Raw genomic sequence first — 18638 nt, 5'->3', positions numbered from 1 at the left:
GGGGCTTTCCTCACGTGAAGACGAGAAGGGTAACCGCCGCCGTGGCGACGGTCATCGCGCTCTCGCTGGGCGCTGCCGCGTGCGGCGGCGGCGGAGGCGGCAACAACAGCAGCAACGGCGGTAACGCCAAGAAGGACGCGGCGCTGGACTCCATCGTCAACGCGTCGAGCAAGAAGGGGGGGACGGTCAACCTCGAGGACTCGGACGTGCCGGACTCCCTGGACCCGGGCAACACGTACTACGGCTTCGTGCAGAACTTCTCGCGTCTCTACGCGCGTACGCTCGTCACGTTCAAGCCGGCCCCCGGCAAGGACGGCCTCACGGTCGTCCCGGACCTCGCCGAGTCCCTCGGCAAGGCCAGCGCCGACGCCAAGACCTGGACGTACCACCTGCGTGCCGGCCTGAAGTTCGAGGACGGCACGCCGATCACGTCCAAGGACGTCAAGTACGCGATCGAGCGCTCCAACTTCGCGCCCGAGGCCCTCTCCAACGGCCCGACGTACTTCAAGGCCTACCTCGAGGGCGGCGACAAGTACAAGGGTCCCTACAAGGACAAGTCGCCCGATGGCCTGAAGTCCATCGAGACGCCGGACGACCAGACGATCGTCTTCCACCTGGCGAAGCCGTTCGCGGACTTCGACTACCTGGCCACCTTCTCCCAGACGGCCCCCGTGCCGGCGGCGAAGGACGACGGCGCCAAGTACGTCCAGCACATCGTGTCCTCGGGCCCCTACAAGTTCCAGTCGTACGAGGAGGGCGCCAGCGCCTCCCTCGTCCGCAACCCGAACTGGGACCCGAAGTCGGACCCGATCCGCAAGGCGCTGCCGGACAAGATCAACGTCAAGTTCAAGGTCAACCCGGTCACCGTCGACAACGACCTGCTGGCTGACAAGATCACCGCCGACATCACCGGCGCGGGCGTCCAGCCGCAGACCCAGCCGAAGGTGCTGGCGGGCAAGAACTCCGCCCAGACGGACAACTCGTACGCCGGTGCGACGAGTTACATGGCGCTGAACCTGCACGTCGCCCCGTTCGACAACGTCCACTGCCGCAAGGCCGTCCAGTGGGCCCTCGACAAGCAGTCGGTGATCGACGCCATGGGCGGCGCGCCCAAGGGTGACGTGGCCACCACGCTGCTCCCGCCGTCGGTCAACGGCTACACCAAGTTCGACAGCTACCCGACCCAGGGCAACAAGGGTGACGCGGCCAAGGCCAAGGGCGAGCTGAAGGCGTGCGGTCAGCCGAACGGCTTCTCCACCACGCTGACGGCCCGCTCCGACCGTCCCTCCGAGGTCGCCGCGGCCACCGCGATCCAGAACTCGCTCAAGGGCGTCGGCATCAAGGTCGACATCAAGCAGTTCCCCTCGGGCAAGTACTTCGCGAACTTCGCCGGTGTCCCGAGCTACGTCCACGAGCACAAGCTCGGCATGATGATGATGGCGTGGGGCGCCGACTGGCCGACCGGCTACGGCTTCCTCGACCAGATCACCGACGGTTCGGCCATCAAGCCCTCGGGCGGCAACAACCTGATGGAGCTGAACGACCCGGCGATCAACAAGGCCCTCGCCGACGCCATCGCCAACACCGACGCCACGGCCCGCACCAAGGCCTGGGGCGACATCGACAAGATGATCATGGACAACGGCTCCGTCGTCCCGCTCGTCTACCGCAAGAACCTGCTGATCAGGCCTACGTCCGCGACCAACGTCACGGTCACGCAGGCGTACCTCGGCATGTATGACTACACGCTGCTGAGCTCCTCGAAGTAACAGCAGGCCGGATACCCCCGAAAGGCAGGTGAAGGCACCGGGTGGCCGGGACGGACACACTCCGTCCCGGCCACCCGGAGCCGCACAGCTGTGGCTGCGTACATCATCCGACGCGTCTTCGGCGCCGTGGTACTGCTGCTGGTGGTCAGCGCAGTCACCTTCGCAATCTTCTTCCTGGTCCCCCGCCTGGGCGGCCAGACAGCCACTCAGCTGGCCACCCAGTACGTCGGCAAGGACGCCAACCCCGAGTCCATCGCGGCGATCAAGAAGAACCTGGGATTCGACCAGCCCATCTACATCCAGTACTGGGACTACATCAAGGGCCTGTTCGTCGGCGCCGACTACAAGTTCGGCCCCGATGCGACGCACTGCAGCGCCCCCTGCTTCGGGTACTCCTTCAAGAGTCACGTCGAGGTGTGGCCTCAGCTCACACAGCGCATCCCGGTCTCCTTCTCGCTGGCAGTCGGTGCGGCGGTGATCTGGCTGATCTTCGGTGTGACGACCGGTGTCATCTCGGCCCTTCGCAAGGGCAAGCCGGTGGACCGCCTCGCGATGTTCATCGCGCTCGCCGGTGTCTCGCTGCCGATCTTCTTCACCGGCCAGGTGATCAACGCCCTGTTCGTCTACCAATGGCCCGTGTGGGACAGCACGGAGTACGTGCCGTTCACCCAGAACCCGGCCGACTGGGCCTGGCACCTGCTGCTGCCCTGGATCAGCCTCGCGTTCCTGTTCTCGGCCACCTATGCCCGGCTCACCCGGGCGGGCATGCTCGAGACGATGGGCGAGGACTACATCCGCACGGCCCGGGCCAAGGGGCTCAAGGAGTCCACCGTCGTGGCCAAGCACGGCCTGCGGTCCACGCTCACCCCGATCGTGACCATCTTCGGCATGGACTTCGGCACGCTCGTCGGTACCGCGGTGCTCACCGAGACCGTCTTCTCCCTCCAGGGGATCGGCGCCTACTCGATCCAGGCCATCCGGGACAACGACCTGCCCATCGTGATGGCCGTGACCCTGGTCGCCGCGTTCTTCATCGTTTTCTGCAATCTCCTCGTCGACCTGGTGTACGCAGCCATCGACCCCCGCGTGAGGTACTCGTGAGCAAGCTCGAAAAGGCGGCGCTGGGCGAGCCGGCCCCTGTCGCCCCGTCCGACGCCGACGACGCGTTCCTCTCCGTTCGCGATCTGCGCATCCACTTCCAGACCGACGACGGTCTGGTCAAGTCGGTGGACGGCGTCAGCTTCGACGTGCGGCGGGGCAAGACCCTGGGCATCGTCGGTGAGTCCGGCTCCGGCAAGTCCGTCACCTCGCTCGGCGTGATGGGCCTGCACCGCTCGGCCAACGCCAAGGTCTCCGGCGAGGTGTGGCTCGACGGTCAGGAACTGATCGAGGCCGATCCCGACGAGGTGCGCCGCATGCGCGGCCGCAAGATGGCGATGATCTTCCAGGACCCGCTGTCGGCCATGCATCCTTACTACACGGTCGGGACGCAGATCGTGGAGGCCTACCGGGTCCACCACAGCGTCAGCAAGAAGGTCGCCAAGAAGCGCGCGATCGAGATGCTGGACCGGGTCGGCATTCCCGAGCCCGACAAGCGGGTGGACGGCTACCCGCACGAGTTCTCCGGCGGTATGCGCCAGCGCGCGATGATCGCGATGGCGCTGGTGAACAACCCCGAGCTGCTCATCGCCGACGAGCCGACCACCGCCCTGGACGTCACCGTGCAGGCGCAGATCCTCGACCTGATCCGGGATCTGCAGAAGGAGTTCGGCTCCGCGGTCATCATGATCACGCACGACCTCGGTGTCGTCGCCGAGATGGCCGACGACCTGCTGGTCATGTACGGAGGCCGCTGCGTGGAGCGCGGGCCCGCCGAGTCGGTGTTCTCCGAGCCCCGCCACCCCTACACCTGGGGCCTGCTCGGCTCGATGCCGCGTCTCGACCGCGACGACATGGACCGCCTCATCCCGATCAAGGGCTCCCCGCCCTCCCTGATCAACGTCCCGTCCGGCTGCGCCTTCAACCCGCGCTGCCCGTACGCGGACATCCCGAAGGACAACGTCACCCGCACGGTCCGCCCCGAGCTGGCCGAAGTCGGCGGCCGGCACTGGGCGGCCTGCCACATGACGCAGGAGCAGCGGGAGCGTATCTGGACCGAAGAGATTGCGCCGAAGCTGTGAGCGACGAAAAAGCAGTGAACATCCCTGCGCAGAGTGACAGTGCCGCCCCCACCGGGGGGTCGCAGTCCGGCGAGATCCTGCTGAAGGTGACGGGGCTCCAGAAGCACTTCCCGATCCGCAAGGGCCTGCTCCAGCGGCAGACGGGGTCGGTGCGCGCCGTCGACGGCATCGACTTCGAGGTGCGCAAGGGCGAGACCCTGGGCGTCGTGGGCGAGTCCGGCTGCGGCAAGTCGACCATGGGCCGGCTGATCACGCGGCTGCTGGAACCGACCGCGGGCACGGTCGAGTTCGAGGGCAAGGACATCACGCACCTCGGCGTCGGCGGGATGCGTCCGCTGCGCCGCGATGTGCAGATGATCTTCCAGGACCCGTACTCCTCGCTGAACCCGCGTCACACCATCGGCACCATCGTGGGCGCCCCCTTCAAGCTCCAGGGCGTCGAGCCCGAGGGCGGCATCAAGAAGGAGGTGCAGCGGCTGCTGTCGGTCGTGGGTCTCAACCCGGAGCACTACAACCGCTACCCGCACGAGTTCTCCGGTGGTCAGCGCCAGCGCATCGGCATCGCCCGCGCACTCGCGCTCAGCCCGAAGCTGGTCGTGGCCGACGAGCCGGTCTCCGCACTGGACGTGTCGATCCAGGCGCAGGTCGTGAACCTGCTGGACGACCTCCAGGAGGAGCTGGGGCTGACCTACGTGATCATCGCGCACGACCTGTCGGTCGTCCGGCACGTCTCGGACCGGATCGCGGTGATGTACCTCGGCAAGGTCGTGGAGCTCTCCGACCGCGACTCGCTGTACAAGGCGCCGATGCACCCGTACACCAAGGCGCTGATGTCGGCCGTGCCGATCCCGGACCCGAAGCGCAAGAACGAGAAGAGCGAGCGCATCCTGCTCAGGGGTGACGTTCCCTCGCCGATCTCGCCGCCGAGCGGCTGCCGCTTCCACACTCGGTGCTGGAAGGCGACGGAGATCTGCCGCACCACCGAGCCGCAGCTTCTCGAGCTGAAGCCCGGGCAGCGGGTGGCCTGCCACCACCCGGAGAACTTCGAGGACCAGGCCCCGCAGGACACGGTGCTGCTGTCCGACGCCAAGGAGGCCGCGGAGCTGGTGCCCGAGGAGGTGCTGGAGGAGTCGGCCCAGACGTCGGCGGCGGTTGCCGCCGAGGTGGCGGCCGAGGCCGCCGCCGAGGGGCCCGCGGTCGCCGAGGGGCCCGCGGTCGCCGAGGCCGAGGGTGCCGGGGCTGCCGAGGCCGCGTCCGACACCGAGGGGTCACAGGACGCTCCGGAGGAGTCCGGTGCCTCCGAGGACTCCGACGAGTCCGGGCCTGCCGCCGACGCGGACGCCTCCGCGGAGTCCGGCAAGCCGGAGGCTTCGGCGGGACAGGAGTCAACGGAGAAGTAACGCATGACGAGTTGGCAAAGTCATGCACATGCCCGAACGGGAGAGCGCAGAGTCTGGCGTGTCCGTCTGATCGACAGCACGCTCGAAGGGACGACTCATGGCACTCTCCCGTTCGGCACGCTTAGGGGTCCTCGTCACCGCGGCGGCCTCCTTCCTCGCCATCGCCGCCTCCTCCGCTCCCCGCCCGGGAGCCGACGGCATCGGTGACCCCTACTTCCCGCAGCTGGGCAACGGCGGCTTCGACGCCCGCCACTACGCCCTCGACGTGGCGTACAACCCGGACACCGACCGGCTCGACGGCCGTACGACGCTGACGGCCCGCGCCACCCAGAACCTCTCCTCCTTCGATCTCGACCTGCAGAAGCTCCAGGTCACGGGGGTCGAAGTGAACGGCAGACGCGCCCATTTCACGCGCGAGGGCGACGAGATACGCATCACCCCGAAGGGCGTCCTGTCCAAGGGCCGGGACTTCACGGTCGCCGTCACCTACGGCGGCGTCCCGGAACCGCTGGGCGGTCCCATCGTCTTCGGCTCCAGCTACGGGTGGATGAAGACGGCCGACGGAGTCTTCGTCGCCTGCGAGCCCAACGCCGCCTCCACCTGGTTCCCCTCCAGCGACCACCCGTCGGACAAGGCCACCTACGACATCCGCATCACGGCACCCAAGGGCCTGACCGCCGTCTCCAACGGCCGCCTGATATCCACCCACGGCGAGGGCGGCCGGACCGTCACCCACTGGCGCGAGTCCAGGCCGATGGCGACGTACCTGGCGACGGCGACCATCGGCAAGTTCGACGTGAAGACCGGCAGGACCCCGTCCGGCATCCCGATCTACGTCGCCATCGACCCCGTCCTGGCCGACAGCAACAGCGTCGACGTGTACGGCGTCACCGCCGAGGCCACCGACTACTGGTCGAAGATCTTCGGGCCGTACCCCTTCGAGGAGACCGGCGCCATCGTCGACGACATGCCGGAGGCGGGCTTCTCGCTGGAGGTCCAGTCGAAGCCCGCGTACTCGGCCGTCCGCTCGGAGTCGACCATCGTGCACGAGCTCGCCCATCAGTGGTTCGGCGACTCGGTCTCGGTGGAGCACTGGAAGGACATCTGGCTCAACGAGGGCTTCGCGACCTACGCCCAGTGGCTGTGGAGCGAGCACAGGGGCACCGCCTCCGCGCACGACTCCTTCCTCGCGGGATACAACGCCCGCCCGGCCGACAGCTCCTTCTGGCAGGTCGAGGTGGCGGACCCGCAGCGCGACACGATGTTCGCCTCCGCGGTCTACCAGCGGGGCGCGATGACGCTCCAGGCGCTGCGCGAGCGCATCGGCGACACCGCGTTCTTCAAGCTGCTGCCGGCCTGGACCAAGCTCCACCGGTACGGCAACGCCAACACGGACGACTTCATGCGGCTCGCGGAGAAGATCTCCGGACAGCAGCTCGACGACCTGTTCCAGAAGTGGCTCTTCACGACGGGGAAGCCCGCCCTGTAACCCTGGCGTTTCGCTTCTTTCACCTTGGTTTGTAAGGTGCACCCTCGCCGGTGGGTGAGAATATAAGGGTGCTCCAGCAATTGTTCAGCCCCTCCGTCCAGCACACACTGGATCTCGTCGGCATCTTCGTCTTCGCGATCTCCGGCGCGCTGCTGGCCGTCCGCAAGAACTTCGACGTCTTCGGCATCGCCGTGCTCGCCGAGGTCACCGCGCTGGGCGGAGGGCTGTTCCGTGACATCGTCATCGGCGCCGTGCCGCCGGCCGCCTTCACCGACCTCGGGTACTTCCTGACTCCGCTGCTCGCCGCCCTGCTGGTCTTCTTCCTCCACCCGCAGGTGGAGCGCATCCAGGTCGCCGTCAACGTCTTCGACGCGGCCGGTCTCGGGCTGTTCTGCGTCGCCGGCACGACGAAGGCGTACGACCACGGGCTCGGACTCACCTCGTCCGCCGCCCTGGGCCTGGCCACGGCCGTGGGCGGCGGGGTGCTGCGCGACGTCCTCGCCAACGAGGTGCCCTCGCTGCTGCGCTGGGACCGGGACCTGTACGCGGTACCGGCGATCGTCGGCGCCACGATGGTGGCGATATGCATCCGCTACGAGGTGCTGACGCCCTTGACGTCCGGGCTCGCCGTGGTCACCGCCTTCGTACTACGGCTGCTGGCGATGAGGTTCCACTGGCGAGCGCCGCGGGCCTGGAATCGTCGCTCCACGGTTGCCGAGGAGTAGTCCCGGTGACCGCCGTGCCGGTCATCTGCTGGGTGAGCCAGGTGAAGACGTACGGGATCTGGGGCCGCCACAGGGCCATGCTGTGGCCCCCCGCACTGCGCGGGATCAGCACCGCGCGGACCGTCGTCGGCGGCGCGGCGAGGGCCCGAAGCGCCACCGCGGCCTGGTAGCCGTCGCCCAGCTGGCCGGACAGGTACAGAGAGATCCGGGGCGGCGTGCGGTAGCCCCTCAGCAGCAGGAACGGGTTGTTCTCCCGGCGGAGCGACAGGCTCCGCGCGGCCAGCGAGTGGCGTTCGCCGATCGGGTCGTTGTAGCCGGACAGGCTGATCGCGGCCCGGTACCGGTCGGGGTGCGCCACGACGAGCTTGGCGGCGCAGTGCGCACCGGCGGAGTATCCGGCGGCCGCCCAGCCGTCCGGCGCGGACCGGGCGCGGAAGTTGTCCGTCACCATCTTGGGCACGTCGATGCTGAGCCAGGTGTCGGCGTTCACGACGCCCGGGATGTTCGCGCAGCCGGTGTCGACCTTCGCGATGAGGTTGGTGCGCGGGGCCACGAGGATGAACGGCGCCACCTGCCCGCTGCGCATCAGCGGCAGCAGTTGCTCGTGCACCCTCAGTGATCCGAACCAGGCCTTGGCCGAGCCGGGATACCCGGACAGCAGTTCCACCACCGGGAACTTTCTGTTCCGGTAGGAGGGCTCGTCGTACTGCGGCGGCAGCCAGACGTAGACCTCGGCCTCGACGCCCGACACCCGGCCCCTGAGCTGGGTGACGCGCACCCCGCCGGCCGCGTGCGTGCCGGCGCCGTCGGCCGGCGTGAACGTCTGGCGCACCTTGGGCAGCGCCTTGACCTGGATGCCGCCCGTGCCGTCCTTGCCGAGGTCGGCGGCCCGCTGCACATGGTTGCCCGTGCCGAGGAGGTCCGCCCAGTCGTCGTACAGGTTGTTGGCGTTGTTGACCATGACGAAGACCAGGGTGATCGCCGTCGTCTGGGCGAACAGCAGCATCAGGACCCGGGCGACGTGCCGGAGCGCCATCGGGCCGCGGATCCGCGACCACAGGAGCAGCGGCAGGAGCAGGGCGACCGTCACCAGGGCGATCGATGTGAAGAGGAACGGCGTCCCGGTCAGACTCATCGGCGTATCCGTCTCTTCCTGTGAACGTGCGGATCACGCTGTACGTCTTCTGAGAGGGAGACAGGAGGGCATCGGTCACGGACGAGTGCGGACACTTACTCAGAAATTGCCAAAATCTCACCTATGGGTGTCCGGATCCGTATGGATTCAGCGGAACCGTCAGGGAGTCGTAGCGAAAAAAGCTACTGCTTAGTAATTTCTTGTTGTACCGTTCAGGCATGGCAGAAGCAGCTACCGCGCAGGCCGCGCGCGCCGCGATCGGCGACAGCGAGTTCGACCGGGACACCGCGGTCACCCTCCGGGAGCCCGGCGTCTACGGGATCGACCTCTCCGCCGGCTGGACGATCGTCAACGCCGTCAACGGCGGCTATCTGCTGGCCGTACTGGGCCGCGCCCTCGGGGACGCGCTGCCGCACCGCGACCCGTTCACCGTCTCCGCGCACTACCTCACCGCCTCCCGGCCGGGACCCGCGGTGATCCGCACGGACGTGGTCCGCGCCGGCCGCACCCTCTCCACCGGCCAGGCGTCGCTCTTCCAGTACGACGACGAGGGCAACGAGGTCGAACGGATCCGCGTCCTCGCCTCGTACGGCGATCTGGACTCCCTGCCCGACGACGTCCGTACGAGCGCGAAGCCGCCCGCCATCCCGCCACCGGACCGGTGCTTCGGTCCCGAGGACGGACCGGCGCCGGTCTCCGGCGGCTCGGCCATCACCGACCGGCTCAAGCTCCGGCTAGATCCCGCGACACTCGGCTGGGCGCTCGGCTCGCCGTCCGGGAAGGGCGAGATGAGGGCGTGGTTCGGGCTGGCCGACGGCCGCGACGCGGACCCGCTGTCCCTGCTGCTCGCGGTGGACGCCCTGCCGCCCACCGCCTTCGAGCTCGGGATCTCGGGCTGGGTGCCGACCGTCGAGCTGACCGTGCACGTGCGGTGCCGCCCGGCGCCGGGTCCGCTCAGGGTGTCGATCACCACGCGCAACCTCGCCGGCGGATTCCTGGAGGAGGACGCCGAGGTCTGGGACAGCACGGACCGTCTGGTCGCGCAGTCCCGGCAGCTGGCCCGGGTCCGGCTGGCGTCCTGACATCCGTCCGGTCTGCCGGGCGGCAGTGTGCGCGGAGCTCCGCGGGGTGCGGCTGTGTCGTGTGCGTGGGCCTGGGCGGCCGGCGTGGTCCGGACCGCGGGCGCCGGTCGTTCCTGTCTGCGGGTGGCGGCGGTCGGCGTGGTCCTGCTGGCGTCCTGACGTGCGTCCGGTCTGCCGGACGGGAGTGTGCGTGGTGCTCCGCGGGGTGCGGCTGTGTCGCGTGGTGTGCGGGCGGCCCGGTGTGGGCCGGACCCGGGGTGCCGGTCGGTCCCGTCGGTGGTGGCGGTCGGCGTGGTCCGGCTGGCGTCCTGACGGCCGTCCGGTGTGCCGGGCAGGAGTGTGCGTGGTGCTCCGCGGGGTGCGGCTGTGTCGCGTGGTGTGCGGGCGGCCCGGTGTGGGCCGGACCCGGGGTGCCGGTCGGTCCCGTCGGTGGTGGCGGTCGGCGTGGTCCGGCTGGCGTCCTGACGGCCGTCCGGTGTGCCGGGCAGGAGTGTGCGTGGTGCTCCGCGGGGTGCGGCTGTGTCGTGCGTCGTGTGCGTGGGCGTGGCCGGCCGGCGTGGTCCGGACCGCGGGCGCCGGTCGTTCCTGTCTGCGGGTGGTGGCGGTCGGCGTGGTCCTGCTTGCGTTCCTGACGTCCGTCCGGTCTGCCGGGCGGGAGCGTGCGCCGCGCTCCGTCGGGGCGCGGGGTGCGCGCCGGTCAGTCCTGCCAGTGGTGGCGGCCGATGCCGACGAGCCGCAGCCGCTGCGCCGCCGTTCGGGCCACCCGCTCACGCTCCTCGGCGGGACCCTCCATCGCCTCCAGGAACTGGGAGGCGGTCATCAGCATCTGGTCGACGTACAGGCCCGCGAGCATCAGCAGGTCCTCGTTGCTCCACCCCGCGGACTCGGGGTGGTCGGCCAGCGCCACCTTCACCTCTTCGGCGAACCGCGCCAGTTGACGGCGGATCGCCTCCCGGACCGGCTGGACGCCACCGTGCCGCTCACGTGCGATGAAGCGCACATGGGCGGGGTACGCGTCGACATGGCGGGCGATCAGATCGACGGCGCGGGTGATGCGTTCGTCGCTGTCGCCGGTAGCGGACACCGTCGACCCGATCATCGGGTGGAGGCTGCCGAGCGCCTCCTCCACCAGTTCCACGCCGAGGTCCGCGGTCGACCGGAAGTGCCGGTAGAAGGCGGTCGGGGCTACACCGACGGCGCGGGTGACCTCGCGCAGGCCCAGGCTGCTCAGGCTCTGCTCCTCCAGTAGCCCCAGGGCCGCGTCCAGGAGCGCCTGCCGGGTCTTCCGCTTCTGGGCCTGCCGGATGCCGAGGGTGTGACTCATGCCATGCAGTTAACAACTGTTCTCCGGAATTGGAAAGCCGTCGGACGCGCTAGACTCCATAGTCAGTGAACAACTGTAACCACAATCGTTCACCGAACCGTCCTGAGAGGCATACCGGAGGGGATCCGATGCTGTTCCTCGTCGCCGCACTCCTACTGCTGGGCATGGTCATGGGAACCGTGGCCCACACCCCGCTCCCCGTCACCCTCGTCGCCGCAGGCGTGATCGCCGGGTGGCTCGTGGTCTTCGCGATCCGCGAGCGGCACGGGCGCAGGCGGCAGACGTCCGCCCACTGAACCGCGCACACGAACCGACCGTCGGGAGCCGACGCATCATGCATCTCACCGCCGTACGAACCGCACACGCCGAAGGCGGCGCCGCACCGGCCCGCGCCGAGGGGAGCCGCGACGCGGACGGCATGGCCGTCGCGTCCTTCATCCTGGGCCTGCTCGGCCTCCTCGTGCTGAACATCCTCCTCGGTCCCATCGCGATCACCCTGGCCGCCGTGGCCCTGTGGCGCGGCACCGGACGCCGAGCCCGCGCGCTCCTGGGTCTGGGTCTGGGCGTCGCGGACCTGGTGGTCCTCGTGACCGCCATGCAGCTGGACCACACCGTGTCCTGGAGCCTGTAGGCAGCGGCCCGCACGCCGACGGCCGGACCCGCGGACGACGGGCCGACCGCCGGCAGCCGCGCAGGGGGCTCCGGGGCTCGGACCGCGCAGGACAGGCCCGTAGAATCAGGCCCACCATGGCTTACCTCGACCACGCCGCGACCACTCCGATGCTTCCCGAGGCGGTCGAGGCACTGACCGCGCAACTCGGCATCACCGGCAACGCCTCCTCGCTGCACGCATCCGGCCGCCGTGCCAGACGAACCGTCGAAGAGGCGCGCGAAACCCTGGCCGAGGCGCTGGGCGCCCGTCCGAGCGAGGTCGTCTTCACCTCGGGCGGCACCGAGGCCGACAACCTCGCGGTGAAGGGCCTGTACTGGTCCCGCCGCGACGCCGACCCGGCCCGTACACGCGTGCTCTCCAGCCCCGTCGAACACCATGCCGTCCTCGACGCGGTGCACTGGCTCGGCGAGCACGAGGGCGCAACGGTCGAATACCTGCCCGTCGACTCCTACGGCCGTGTCCGGCCGGAGGAGCTGCGCGAGGCCATCGCCCGCAACCCCGAGGACGTCGCGCTCGTCACGGCCATGTGGGCCAACAACGAGATCGGCACGGTCATGCCGGTCCGTGAACTCGTCGAGGTCGCCGCGGAGTTCGGCATCCCGGTGCACTCCGACGCGGTCCAGGCGTTCGGCCAGGTCCCGGTGGACTTCGAGGACTCCGGTCTCGCCGCGATGACCGTCTCGGGCCACAAGATCGGCGGTCCGTACGGGATCGGCGCGCTGATCCTCGGCCGTCAGTACAGCCCCGTCCCGGTCCTGCACGGCGGCGGACAGGAGCGGCATGTGCGCTCCGGCACCCTCGATGTACCGGCCATCGCCTCCTTCGCCGTGGCCGGGAGGCTCGCCGCCGAGCAGCGTGAGTGGTTCGCCCGGGAGATCGGCGCCCTGCGCGACGGCCTGATCGCGGCGGTCCGTTCGGCAGTCCCCGACGCGATCCTGGGAGGCGATCCGGTGCACCGGCTCCCGGCCAACGCCCACTTCACCTTCCCCGGCTGCGAGGGCGACTCCCTGCTCCTGCTGCTGGACGCACAGGGCATCGAGTGCTCCACCGGCTCCGCCTGCACCGCCGGGGTCGCCCAGCCGAGCCATGTGCTGCTCGCCACCGGCGCCGCTCCGGACCTCGCCCGCGGCACCCTGCGCTTCTCCCTGGGGCACACGTCCACGGAGGCCGATGTGGAGGCGGTCGCCAAGGCGATCGGACCCGCGGTGGAGCGTGCCCGCACCGCGGGGCTGACCTGAGGGCGGAGGCTGTGGCGCGGGTCACGGTGCACGGCGCTTGACCCGGGGGCAGTGCAAGGCGTGGGGTCGACTCGGACGGATGCCGTGCAGGCCCGCACCGGCGGGTGCGCGGCTGCACGTCCCGACTCCCGCTGAAATGAAGCCCATTCGACGTTCACCAGGTCATATGTGAAGCGTGGGACGCGTTGGCCCCACGTTTCGAGAAGGCCGCCCGCGGTAATCTGTGAGGTGTGATGTGTGTCACATCCTTGGCCGGCTGCTCCGCCGCTACGCCCGGGCCGTCCGGGCCCGCCGTACGAGCCTCATGTAGCGGCCCCAGTCCCAGTGCGGGCCCGGATCCGTGTGGTCCGTGCCCGGCACCTCCACGTGCCCGATGATGTGCTCCCGGTCCACGGCCATGCCGTAGCGCCCGCATATCGCCGCCGTGAGCCGGGCGGACGCCTCGTACATGGCGTCCGTGAACGAGGAGGCGTTCTCCACGAACCCCTCGTGCTCGATGCCGACACTGCGCTCGTTGTACGCCCGGTTGCCCGCGTGGAACGCCACGTCCAGCTCGCGGATCATCTGTGTGACGCCGCCGTCCCTGCGCACGATGTAGTGCGCCGCCGCGCCGTGCCCCGCGTCCTGGAAGGCCCGTACCGCGCTGCGGTAACCGCCCTGGGTGACGTGGATGATCACGCGGTCTATGACGTAGTCGTCGGGCCGGTCGGCACGCCGCAGGTTCGCCGGCGAGGCCGCCACCCACCGGGCCCCCCGGAAGTCCACCGCGCCCTCGACACGGGGCTTCTCGACGCCGGGCAGCCGCCACCACAGGTGCGCGAGCTCCTCCCGCGCCAGCGCCGCCGTGCCCACCGCGGCCGCGGCGCCTCCGACGATGAGCGCCCGGCGCCCGGGCCGCCGGTCGCCGTCCTTCCCCGTCCTGTTGTCCCCCATGTGATCGTCAACGGATACTCACGCGCTCCGGTTCCCTCCGGGCCCGTACTCTTGAAGGGCTATGACTGAGACTCCGCAGCGCCCCCTCCGCGTCCTCGCCGCCATGTCCGGCGGGGTCGACTCCGCCGTCGCCGCTGCCCGCGCCGCCGAAGCGGGCCATGACGTCACCGGTGTCCACCTCGCGCTGTCCGCGAACCCGCAGTCCTTCCGCACGGGTGCGCGCGGCTGTTGCACCATCGAGGACTCGCGCGACGCCCGGCGTGCCGCGGACGTCATCGGCATCCCGTTCTATGTCTGGGACCTCGCCGACCGGTTCCGCGAGGACGTGGTCGAGGACTTCATCGCCGAGTACGAGGCCGGGCGCACCCCGAACCCGTGCCTGCGCTGCAACGAGAAGATCAAGTTCGCCGCGCTGCTCGACAAGGCGCTCGCCCTCGGCTTCGACGCGGTCTGCACGGGTCACTACGCCAAGGTCGTCACCCTCGAGGACGGCACACGCGAGTTGCACCGGGCCTCGGACATGGCGAAGGACCAGTCCTACGTCCTCGGAGTCCTCGACGACCGGCAGCTGGCGCACGCGATGTTCCCGCTCGGGGACACCGTCACCACCAAGGACGAGATCCGCGCGGAGGCCGAGCGCCGCGGCCTCGCGGTCGCCAAGAAGCCCGACTCGCACGACATCTGCTTCATCGCGGACGGCGACACCCAGGGGTTCCTCGCCCGGCGGCTCGGCCGGTCCGAGGGCGACATCGTCGACGAGACAGGTGCCAGGCTGGGTACGCACGACGGCGCCTACGGCTTCACGATCGGCCAGCGCAAGGGCCTCCGGATCGGCACCCCGGCCCCCGACGGCAAGCCGCGCTATGTCCTGGACATCTCCCCGGTGGACAACACCGTCACGGTCGGCCCGGCGTCCTCCCTCGACGTCGACGGCCTGACGGCGATCAAGCCGCGCTGGTGCGGCACCGCACCGGTCGGCTCCGCCTCCTACACCGCCCAGTTGCGCGCCCACGGCGGCGAGAGCGAGGTCGTCGCGGAAGTCGTCGACGGCGAACTCAAGGTCGACTTCGCCGAGCCGGTCCGGGGCGTCGCCCCCGGCCAGGCCGTCGTCCTGTACGACGGCACACGCGTGGTGGGTTCGGCGACGATCGCGTCCACCACGCGCACCCCGAGCGCGGTGGCGTGAGCGCTCGGCGCTAACGGGAGAAGAACTCGGCCAGCACCGGTGCGAGCACCTGCGGTTCCACCATGTGGTTCTGGTCCTCCAGCACGTGGTACGTGCCCTCGGGGGCCGCGTCCGCGACCGACTTCGTCGCCCGGCGCAGCCACTCGGGACTCGCGGAGCCGGCCACGGCAAGGACGGGGACGGTGATCCCGGCCAGCCGGTCCCGGGGCACCAGCCCGTCGCCCATCACGGCGTCGTCGTAGGCGAGGGTCGGGGCGATCGCCTCCATGTCGGCCCACATCGGGGACCGGCGGGCGTTCGCGATCATCCCGGGGGCAAGACCGGTGAGCCGGAGGAACAGCTCCACCGCGTCACCGCGCCGATCCTGCTCGAGCGCCTCGGTGAGATGCCCGGTGTACTCCGCGCGCTCCTCCGCGCCGCCCCCGTAGTCGGCGAAGGGCGTCTCGTACACGGCCGCCCGGCGCAGCGGCAGACCGCTCGCCGCGGCCTCGAGCACCAGCGCGCCGCCCGACGAGATGCCGTACAGCGCCGTCTCGCCGCCCGCCGCCTCGATGAGCGCGGCGAGATCCTCGACCTCGCGCGCCACCTCGTACGGCCGCGTGTCGCCGCTGTCACCGCGGCCCCGGCGGTCGTACACGATGACGTCGAATCGGTCCGAGAGATGCGCGGCCAGGGGCGCCACCGTGGCGCCCGTGGACATCGCGCCGCTCACGAGGACGACCGCCGGGCCCTGCCCGGTGCGTCGGTATGCGATGCGGGTGCCGTCGCGCGAGATCGTCTGCTTGTCCATACCTGTGAGACTGCCGCAGACGACGGCGTTAGGCGCTCACGACACCTCTACTTCGTAGAAGCAGAGGTGGTCCTTGATCCTTGCGACGTCGGACTTGGGGTCGGGGTACGCCCACACCAGGTCCGCCGCGTCCGGCAGTGACCAGTAAGACGCCGTGCCCTTGAAGGGGCAGACGGTGTGCGTCTCGGAAGGCGTCAGCAGGTCGAGGCGTACGTCCTCGGCGGGAATGTAGTACCGCGGGGGACAGCCGGTCTCGTGCAGTACGAGGGCCCGGTCGCTCTCCGCGAGCACCTGCCCGCCGTGCACCGCGCGCACATGCCGGTCGCCTTGCTCGATGGTGATCGTGTGTCCTTCGCTCATATCCGAACAGCGCCCGCCGGCCGCCGATTCTTCCCGCGTACGGTTACGGCATGAACATCTGCGTCTTCCTCTCCGCCGCCGACCTCGCCGACCGATACACGGGACCCGCACGCCAGTTCGGGGAGCTGCTCGGCAAGGGCGGCCACGCCCTGGTGTGGGGAGGCTCCGACACGGGTCTCATGAAGGTGGTCGCGGACGGTGCGCAGGAGACGGGCGGCCGGCTGGTGGGCGTCTCCGTCGGATTCCTGGCTGCGAAGGCCAGGGCGGGCGCCGACGAGATGGTGATCGCGAAGGATCTCGCCGAACGCAAGCGGCTGCTCCTGGAGAAGGCCGACGCGGTCGTGATCATGGTCGGTGGGACCGGGACCCTCGACGAGGCGACCGAGATCCTGGAACTGAAGAAGCACGGGCACACGGACAAGCCGGTGGTCCTGCTGAACACGGCCGGCTTCTACGACGGCCTCAAGGAGCAGTTCCGCCGGATGGAGGACGAGGGCTTCCTGCCGCGGCCGCTCACGGAACTCGTGTTCTTCGCGGAGGAGCCGGTGGGGGCGCTGGCGTATCTGGAGGAGTCGCTCGGAATCCGCTAGCACCGGGGTGCGAGCATGGCGGGCATGGCTACACATGTGATCACCGGAGCGGGCTCCGGCATCGGCGCGGCCGTGGCCCGCCGCCTGCACGCGCGCGGGGACGACCTCGTGCTGCACGTGCGCGACGCGGGACGCGCGAAGGAGCTGGCGGCGGAGCTCCCCGGGGCGAAGACCCTGGTGGGCGACCTCGCGGAGCCGGACAGGCTGTCCTGGGCGTTCTCCCACCAGACCCTGCCGGACCGGGTGGACTCCCTGCTGCACATCGCCGGTGTGGTCGACCTGGGCCGGGTGGACGAACTGACCCCGAAGTCCTGGCACCACCAGCTCGACGTCAACCTGGTCGCACCCGCCGAGCTGACCCGCCACTTCCTGCCGCAGCTGCGCGCCGCACGCGGCCATGTGGTGTTCGTGAACTCGGGAGCCGGCCTGAGCGCCCATGCGCAGTGGTCCGCGTACGCCGCCTCCAAGCACGGCCTGAAGGCCCTCGCGGACGCGCTGCGCGAGGAGGAGCACGCGCATGGCGTGCGGGTCACCTCGGTCTACCCCGGCCGCACGACGGGGCCGATGCAGGCCAAGGTCCATCAGCAGGAGGGCAAGGAGTACGACCCGTCGCAGTGGATCGACCCCGAGTCCGTGGCGACGACGATCCTGATGTGCCTGGATCTGCCGAGCGACGCGGAGGTCAACGACCTGACGGTACGGCCGGGGCGCTGACCGCTGCGGAGGGTTCCGTAGTCTTCCGGGGTGAGTGAAAACAGCGAGTTCAGGTTCGGCGCCGCCACCGGTGTCGGGTCCATGCCCGGAGAGGACGCACGGGAGGCGGCCAAGACCGTCACCGGTAGCTTCGAGGACTTCCCGTTCCTTCCCGAGCTTCCGGCCCGTGGGCCCGGCGCCGACATGATCGGACGGACCGCGGGGATGCTCGTCGACCTGTACGCGCGCGTGGAACCGAGCGGCTGGCGCTTCTCCGACCGGCCGGGGCGGGACAGCCGGCGGGCCCGCTCCTGGCTCGGTGAGGACCTCGACGCGCTGGAGGAGTTCACCCAGGACTACGAGGGGCCGCTGAAGGTGCAGGCGGTCGGCCCCTGGACGCTCGCCGCCGCGCTGGAGCTCAGGAACGGTGAGGCGGCGCTCTCCGACGCCGGGGCCTGCCGCGATCTCGCCGGGTCGCTCGGCGAGGGGCTGCGGCTGCACCTCGACGAGGTGCGGCGGCGCATCCCCGGCGCACGGATCGTCCTGCAACTGGACGAGCCCTCGCTCACCTCCGTCCTGCGCGGGCAGGTGCGGACGGCCAGCGGCTACCGCACCCATCGGGCCGTCGACCGGCAGGTCGTCGAGGCCGCGCTGCGGGATGTCGTCGGGGTTCACGCGGACGGCCAGGTCGTGGTCCACTCGTGCGCGCCGGACGTTCCGTTCGCGCTGCTGCGCAGGGCGGGCGCGGCGGCCGTCTCCTTCGACTTCTCGTTGCTCACCGAACGTGACGACGACGCGATCGGAGAGGCGGTGGAAGGGGGCACCAGGCTCTTCGCCGGGGTGGTGGCGAGCACGGACGGCCCGTTGTCGGACCCTGCCGGTAGCGTCATGGGTGTCAGGACGTTGTGGCGCAGGCTGGGGCTTCCTCCGGGGCTTCTCGCGGAGGCGGTCACGGTCACGCCGACGTGCGGTCTGGCGGGCGCTTCCCCGGACTACGCCCGCAAGGCGCTCGCCCACTGCGTCCGGGCGGCGAGATCCCTCGCGGACAACCCAGAGTAACGGGAGGACACA

Annotated in this window: 19 protein-coding genes; 14 read left to right on the top strand and 5 right to left on the bottom strand. The window is 70.0% G+C overall.

Annotated features, from left to right (window positions below):
* The first annotated feature begins 14 nt into the window (after window positions 1-14).
* From ACSHXN_RS13735 to ACSHXN_RS13710, 6 genes are all read left to right on the top strand, one after another.
* On the top strand, window positions 15-1769 hold the full coding sequence (locus ACSHXN_RS13735; protein ID WP_355131745.1) for an ABC transporter substrate-binding protein: 1755 nt from the start codon (window positions 15-17) through the stop codon (window positions 1767-1769).
* Window positions 1770-1859: 90 nt separating this feature from the next.
* Entirely contained in the window at window positions 1860-2870 is a 1011-nt protein-coding gene (locus ACSHXN_RS13730; protein WP_355131746.1) for an ABC transporter permease, read from the top strand.
* Entirely contained in the window at window positions 2867-3949 is a 1083-nt protein-coding gene (locus ACSHXN_RS13725; RefSeq protein ID WP_355131747.1) for an ABC transporter ATP-binding protein, read from the top strand. Before ACSHXN_RS13730 ends, ACSHXN_RS13725 begins: the two co-directional genes overlap by 4 nt.
* 14 nt (window positions 3950-3963) lie before the next feature.
* The gene (locus ACSHXN_RS13720) at window positions 3964-5349 is read left to right on the top strand and encodes an ABC transporter ATP-binding protein (RefSeq protein WP_438303176.1); all 1386 of its coding nucleotides are present in this window, start codon (window positions 3964-3966) and stop codon (window positions 5347-5349) included.
* A 97-nt stretch (window positions 5350-5446) separates the two neighbouring features.
* Window positions 5447-6838, top strand: a complete 1392-nt coding sequence (locus ACSHXN_RS13715) for a M1 family metallopeptidase (RefSeq protein WP_356294465.1) — start codon at window positions 5447-5449, stop codon at window positions 6836-6838.
* 68 nt (window positions 6839-6906) lie between these two features.
* The gene (locus tag ACSHXN_RS13710) at window positions 6907-7563 is read left to right on the top strand and encodes a trimeric intracellular cation channel family protein (RefSeq protein ID WP_355798778.1); all 657 of its coding nucleotides are present in this window, start codon (window positions 6907-6909) and stop codon (window positions 7561-7563) included.
* Here ACSHXN_RS13710 and ACSHXN_RS13705 read toward each other — a convergent pair.
* A complete protein-coding gene (locus tag ACSHXN_RS13705; RefSeq protein WP_438303175.1) occupies window positions 7472-8698 on the bottom strand; it encodes an alpha/beta hydrolase in 1227 nt (408 codons plus the stop codon). The genes ACSHXN_RS13710 and ACSHXN_RS13705 overlap by 92 nt on opposite strands.
* 218 nt (window positions 8699-8916) lie before the next feature.
* On the opposite strand from ACSHXN_RS13705, the gene ACSHXN_RS13700 reads away from it, so the two are divergent.
* On the top strand, window positions 8917-9780 hold the full coding sequence (locus ACSHXN_RS13700) for a thioesterase family protein (protein ID WP_356111072.1): 864 nt from the start codon (window positions 8917-8919) through the stop codon (window positions 9778-9780).
* 697 nt (window positions 9781-10477) lie between these two features.
* Here the strand turns inward: ACSHXN_RS13700 and ACSHXN_RS13695 are convergent.
* The gene (locus ACSHXN_RS13695) at window positions 10478-11104 is read right to left on the bottom strand and encodes a TetR family transcriptional regulator (protein ID WP_438303174.1); all 627 of its coding nucleotides are present in this window, start codon (window positions 11102-11104) and stop codon (window positions 10478-10480) included.
* A 128-nt stretch (window positions 11105-11232) separates the two neighbouring features.
* Here ACSHXN_RS13695 and ACSHXN_RS13690 point away from each other — a divergent pair, with 128 nt between their 5' ends.
* The 3 genes from ACSHXN_RS13690 (at window position 11233) to ACSHXN_RS13680 (ending at window position 13015) form a co-directional block, all read left to right on the top strand.
* The gene (locus ACSHXN_RS13690; protein ID WP_355131753.1) at window positions 11233-11400 is read left to right on the top strand and encodes a hypothetical protein; all 168 of its coding nucleotides are present in this window, start codon (window positions 11233-11235) and stop codon (window positions 11398-11400) included.
* A gap of 38 nt (window positions 11401-11438) precedes the next feature.
* The gene (locus tag ACSHXN_RS13685) at window positions 11439-11735 is read left to right on the top strand and encodes a DUF4190 domain-containing protein (protein WP_383357085.1); all 297 of its coding nucleotides are present in this window, start codon (window positions 11439-11441) and stop codon (window positions 11733-11735) included.
* Between the two features lie 116 nt (window positions 11736-11851).
* Window positions 11852-13015, top strand: coding sequence for a cysteine desulfurase family protein (locus ACSHXN_RS13680; protein WP_355131754.1), 1164 nt, complete (start codon window positions 11852-11854; stop codon window positions 13013-13015).
* Between the two features lie 267 nt (window positions 13016-13282).
* Here the strand turns inward: ACSHXN_RS13680 and ACSHXN_RS13675 are convergent, their stop codons facing one another.
* On the bottom strand, window positions 13283-13948 hold the full coding sequence (locus ACSHXN_RS13675; protein WP_355131755.1) for an N-acetylmuramoyl-L-alanine amidase: 666 nt from the start codon (window positions 13946-13948) through the stop codon (window positions 13283-13285).
* A 61-nt stretch (window positions 13949-14009) separates the two neighbouring features.
* On the opposite strand from ACSHXN_RS13675, the gene mnmA reads away from it, so the two are divergent.
* A complete protein-coding gene (mnmA, locus tag ACSHXN_RS13670) occupies window positions 14010-15134 on the top strand; it encodes a tRNA 2-thiouridine(34) synthase MnmA (protein WP_355131756.1) in 1125 nt (374 codons plus the stop codon).
* A gap of 10 nt (window positions 15135-15144) precedes the next feature.
* Here the strand turns inward: mnmA and ACSHXN_RS13665 are convergent, their stop codons facing one another.
* Window positions 15145-15924 (bottom strand): alpha/beta fold hydrolase, encoded by a 780-nt coding sequence (locus ACSHXN_RS13665; RefSeq protein ID WP_355131757.1) that lies wholly within the window; start codon window positions 15922-15924, stop codon window positions 15145-15147.
* Window positions 15925-15960: 36 nt separating this feature from the next.
* Entirely contained in the window at window positions 15961-16284 is a 324-nt protein-coding gene (locus tag ACSHXN_RS13660) for a DUF427 domain-containing protein (protein WP_355131758.1), read from the bottom strand.
* Between the two features lie 50 nt (window positions 16285-16334).
* Between ACSHXN_RS13660 and ACSHXN_RS13655 the strand changes: the two genes are divergently transcribed.
* The 3 genes from ACSHXN_RS13655 to ACSHXN_RS13645 are packed head-to-tail and all read left to right on the top strand — an operon-like array spanning window position 16335 to window position 18626.
* The gene (locus tag ACSHXN_RS13655; RefSeq protein ID WP_355131759.1) at window positions 16335-16874 is read left to right on the top strand and encodes a TIGR00730 family Rossman fold protein; all 540 of its coding nucleotides are present in this window, start codon (window positions 16335-16337) and stop codon (window positions 16872-16874) included.
* A gap of 15 nt (window positions 16875-16889) precedes the next feature.
* Window positions 16890-17588, top strand: a complete 699-nt coding sequence (locus ACSHXN_RS13650; RefSeq protein WP_355131760.1) for an SDR family oxidoreductase — start codon at window positions 16890-16892, stop codon at window positions 17586-17588.
* 30 nt (window positions 17589-17618) lie between these two features.
* The gene (locus ACSHXN_RS13645) at window positions 17619-18626 is read left to right on the top strand and encodes a methionine synthase (RefSeq protein WP_355131761.1); all 1008 of its coding nucleotides are present in this window, start codon (window positions 17619-17621) and stop codon (window positions 18624-18626) included.
* Window positions 18627-18638 lie beyond the last annotated feature (12 nt).

It is taken from the genome of Streptomyces sp. HUAS TT11 (assembly GCF_051553595.1).
Lineage (GTDB): Bacteria > Actinomycetota > Actinomycetes > Streptomycetales > Streptomycetaceae > Streptomyces.
Note: the sequence above shows the minus strand (reverse complement) of the source record. Positions and strands in the feature narration are given on the sequence as shown.

Bases quoted from the DNA above. Each gene is read 5' to 3' on its own strand.
- ACSHXN_RS13715 (WP_356294465.1), top strand. From the start codon at position 5,447: ATGGCACTCTCCCGTTCGGCACGCTTAGGGGTCCTCGTCACCGCGGCG.
- ACSHXN_RS13705 (WP_438303175.1), bottom strand. From the start codon at position 8,698: ATGAGTCTGACCGGGACGCCGTTCCTCTTCACATCGATCGCCCTGGTG.
- ACSHXN_RS13700 (WP_356111072.1), top strand. From the start codon at position 8,917: ATGGCAGAAGCAGCTACCGCGCAGGCCGCGCGCGCCGCGATCGGCGAC.
- ACSHXN_RS13695 (WP_438303174.1), bottom strand. From the start codon at position 11,104: ATGAGTCACACCCTCGGCATCCGGCAGGCCCAGAAGCGGAAGACCCGG.
- ACSHXN_RS13690 (WP_355131753.1), top strand. From the start codon at position 11,233: ATGCTGTTCCTCGTCGCCGCACTCCTACTGCTGGGCATGGTCATGGGA.
- ACSHXN_RS13685 (WP_383357085.1), top strand. From the start codon at position 11,439: ATGCATCTCACCGCCGTACGAACCGCACACGCCGAAGGCGGCGCCGCA.
- ACSHXN_RS13680 (WP_355131754.1), top strand. From the start codon at position 11,852: ATGGCTTACCTCGACCACGCCGCGACCACTCCGATGCTTCCCGAGGCG.
- ACSHXN_RS13675 (WP_355131755.1), bottom strand. From the start codon at position 13,948: ATGGGGGACAACAGGACGGGGAAGGACGGCGACCGGCGGCCCGGGCGC.
- mnmA (WP_355131756.1), top strand. From the start codon at position 14,010: ATGACTGAGACTCCGCAGCGCCCCCTCCGCGTCCTCGCCGCCATGTCC.
- ACSHXN_RS13665 (WP_355131757.1), bottom strand. From the start codon at position 15,924: ATGGACAAGCAGACGATCTCGCGCGACGGCACCCGCATCGCATACCGA.
- ACSHXN_RS13660 (WP_355131758.1), bottom strand. From the start codon at position 16,284: ATGAGCGAAGGACACACGATCACCATCGAGCAAGGCGACCGGCATGTG.
- ACSHXN_RS13655 (WP_355131759.1), top strand. From the start codon at position 16,335: ATGAACATCTGCGTCTTCCTCTCCGCCGCCGACCTCGCCGACCGATAC.
- ACSHXN_RS13650 (WP_355131760.1), top strand. From the start codon at position 16,890: ATGGCGGGCATGGCTACACATGTGATCACCGGAGCGGGCTCCGGCATC.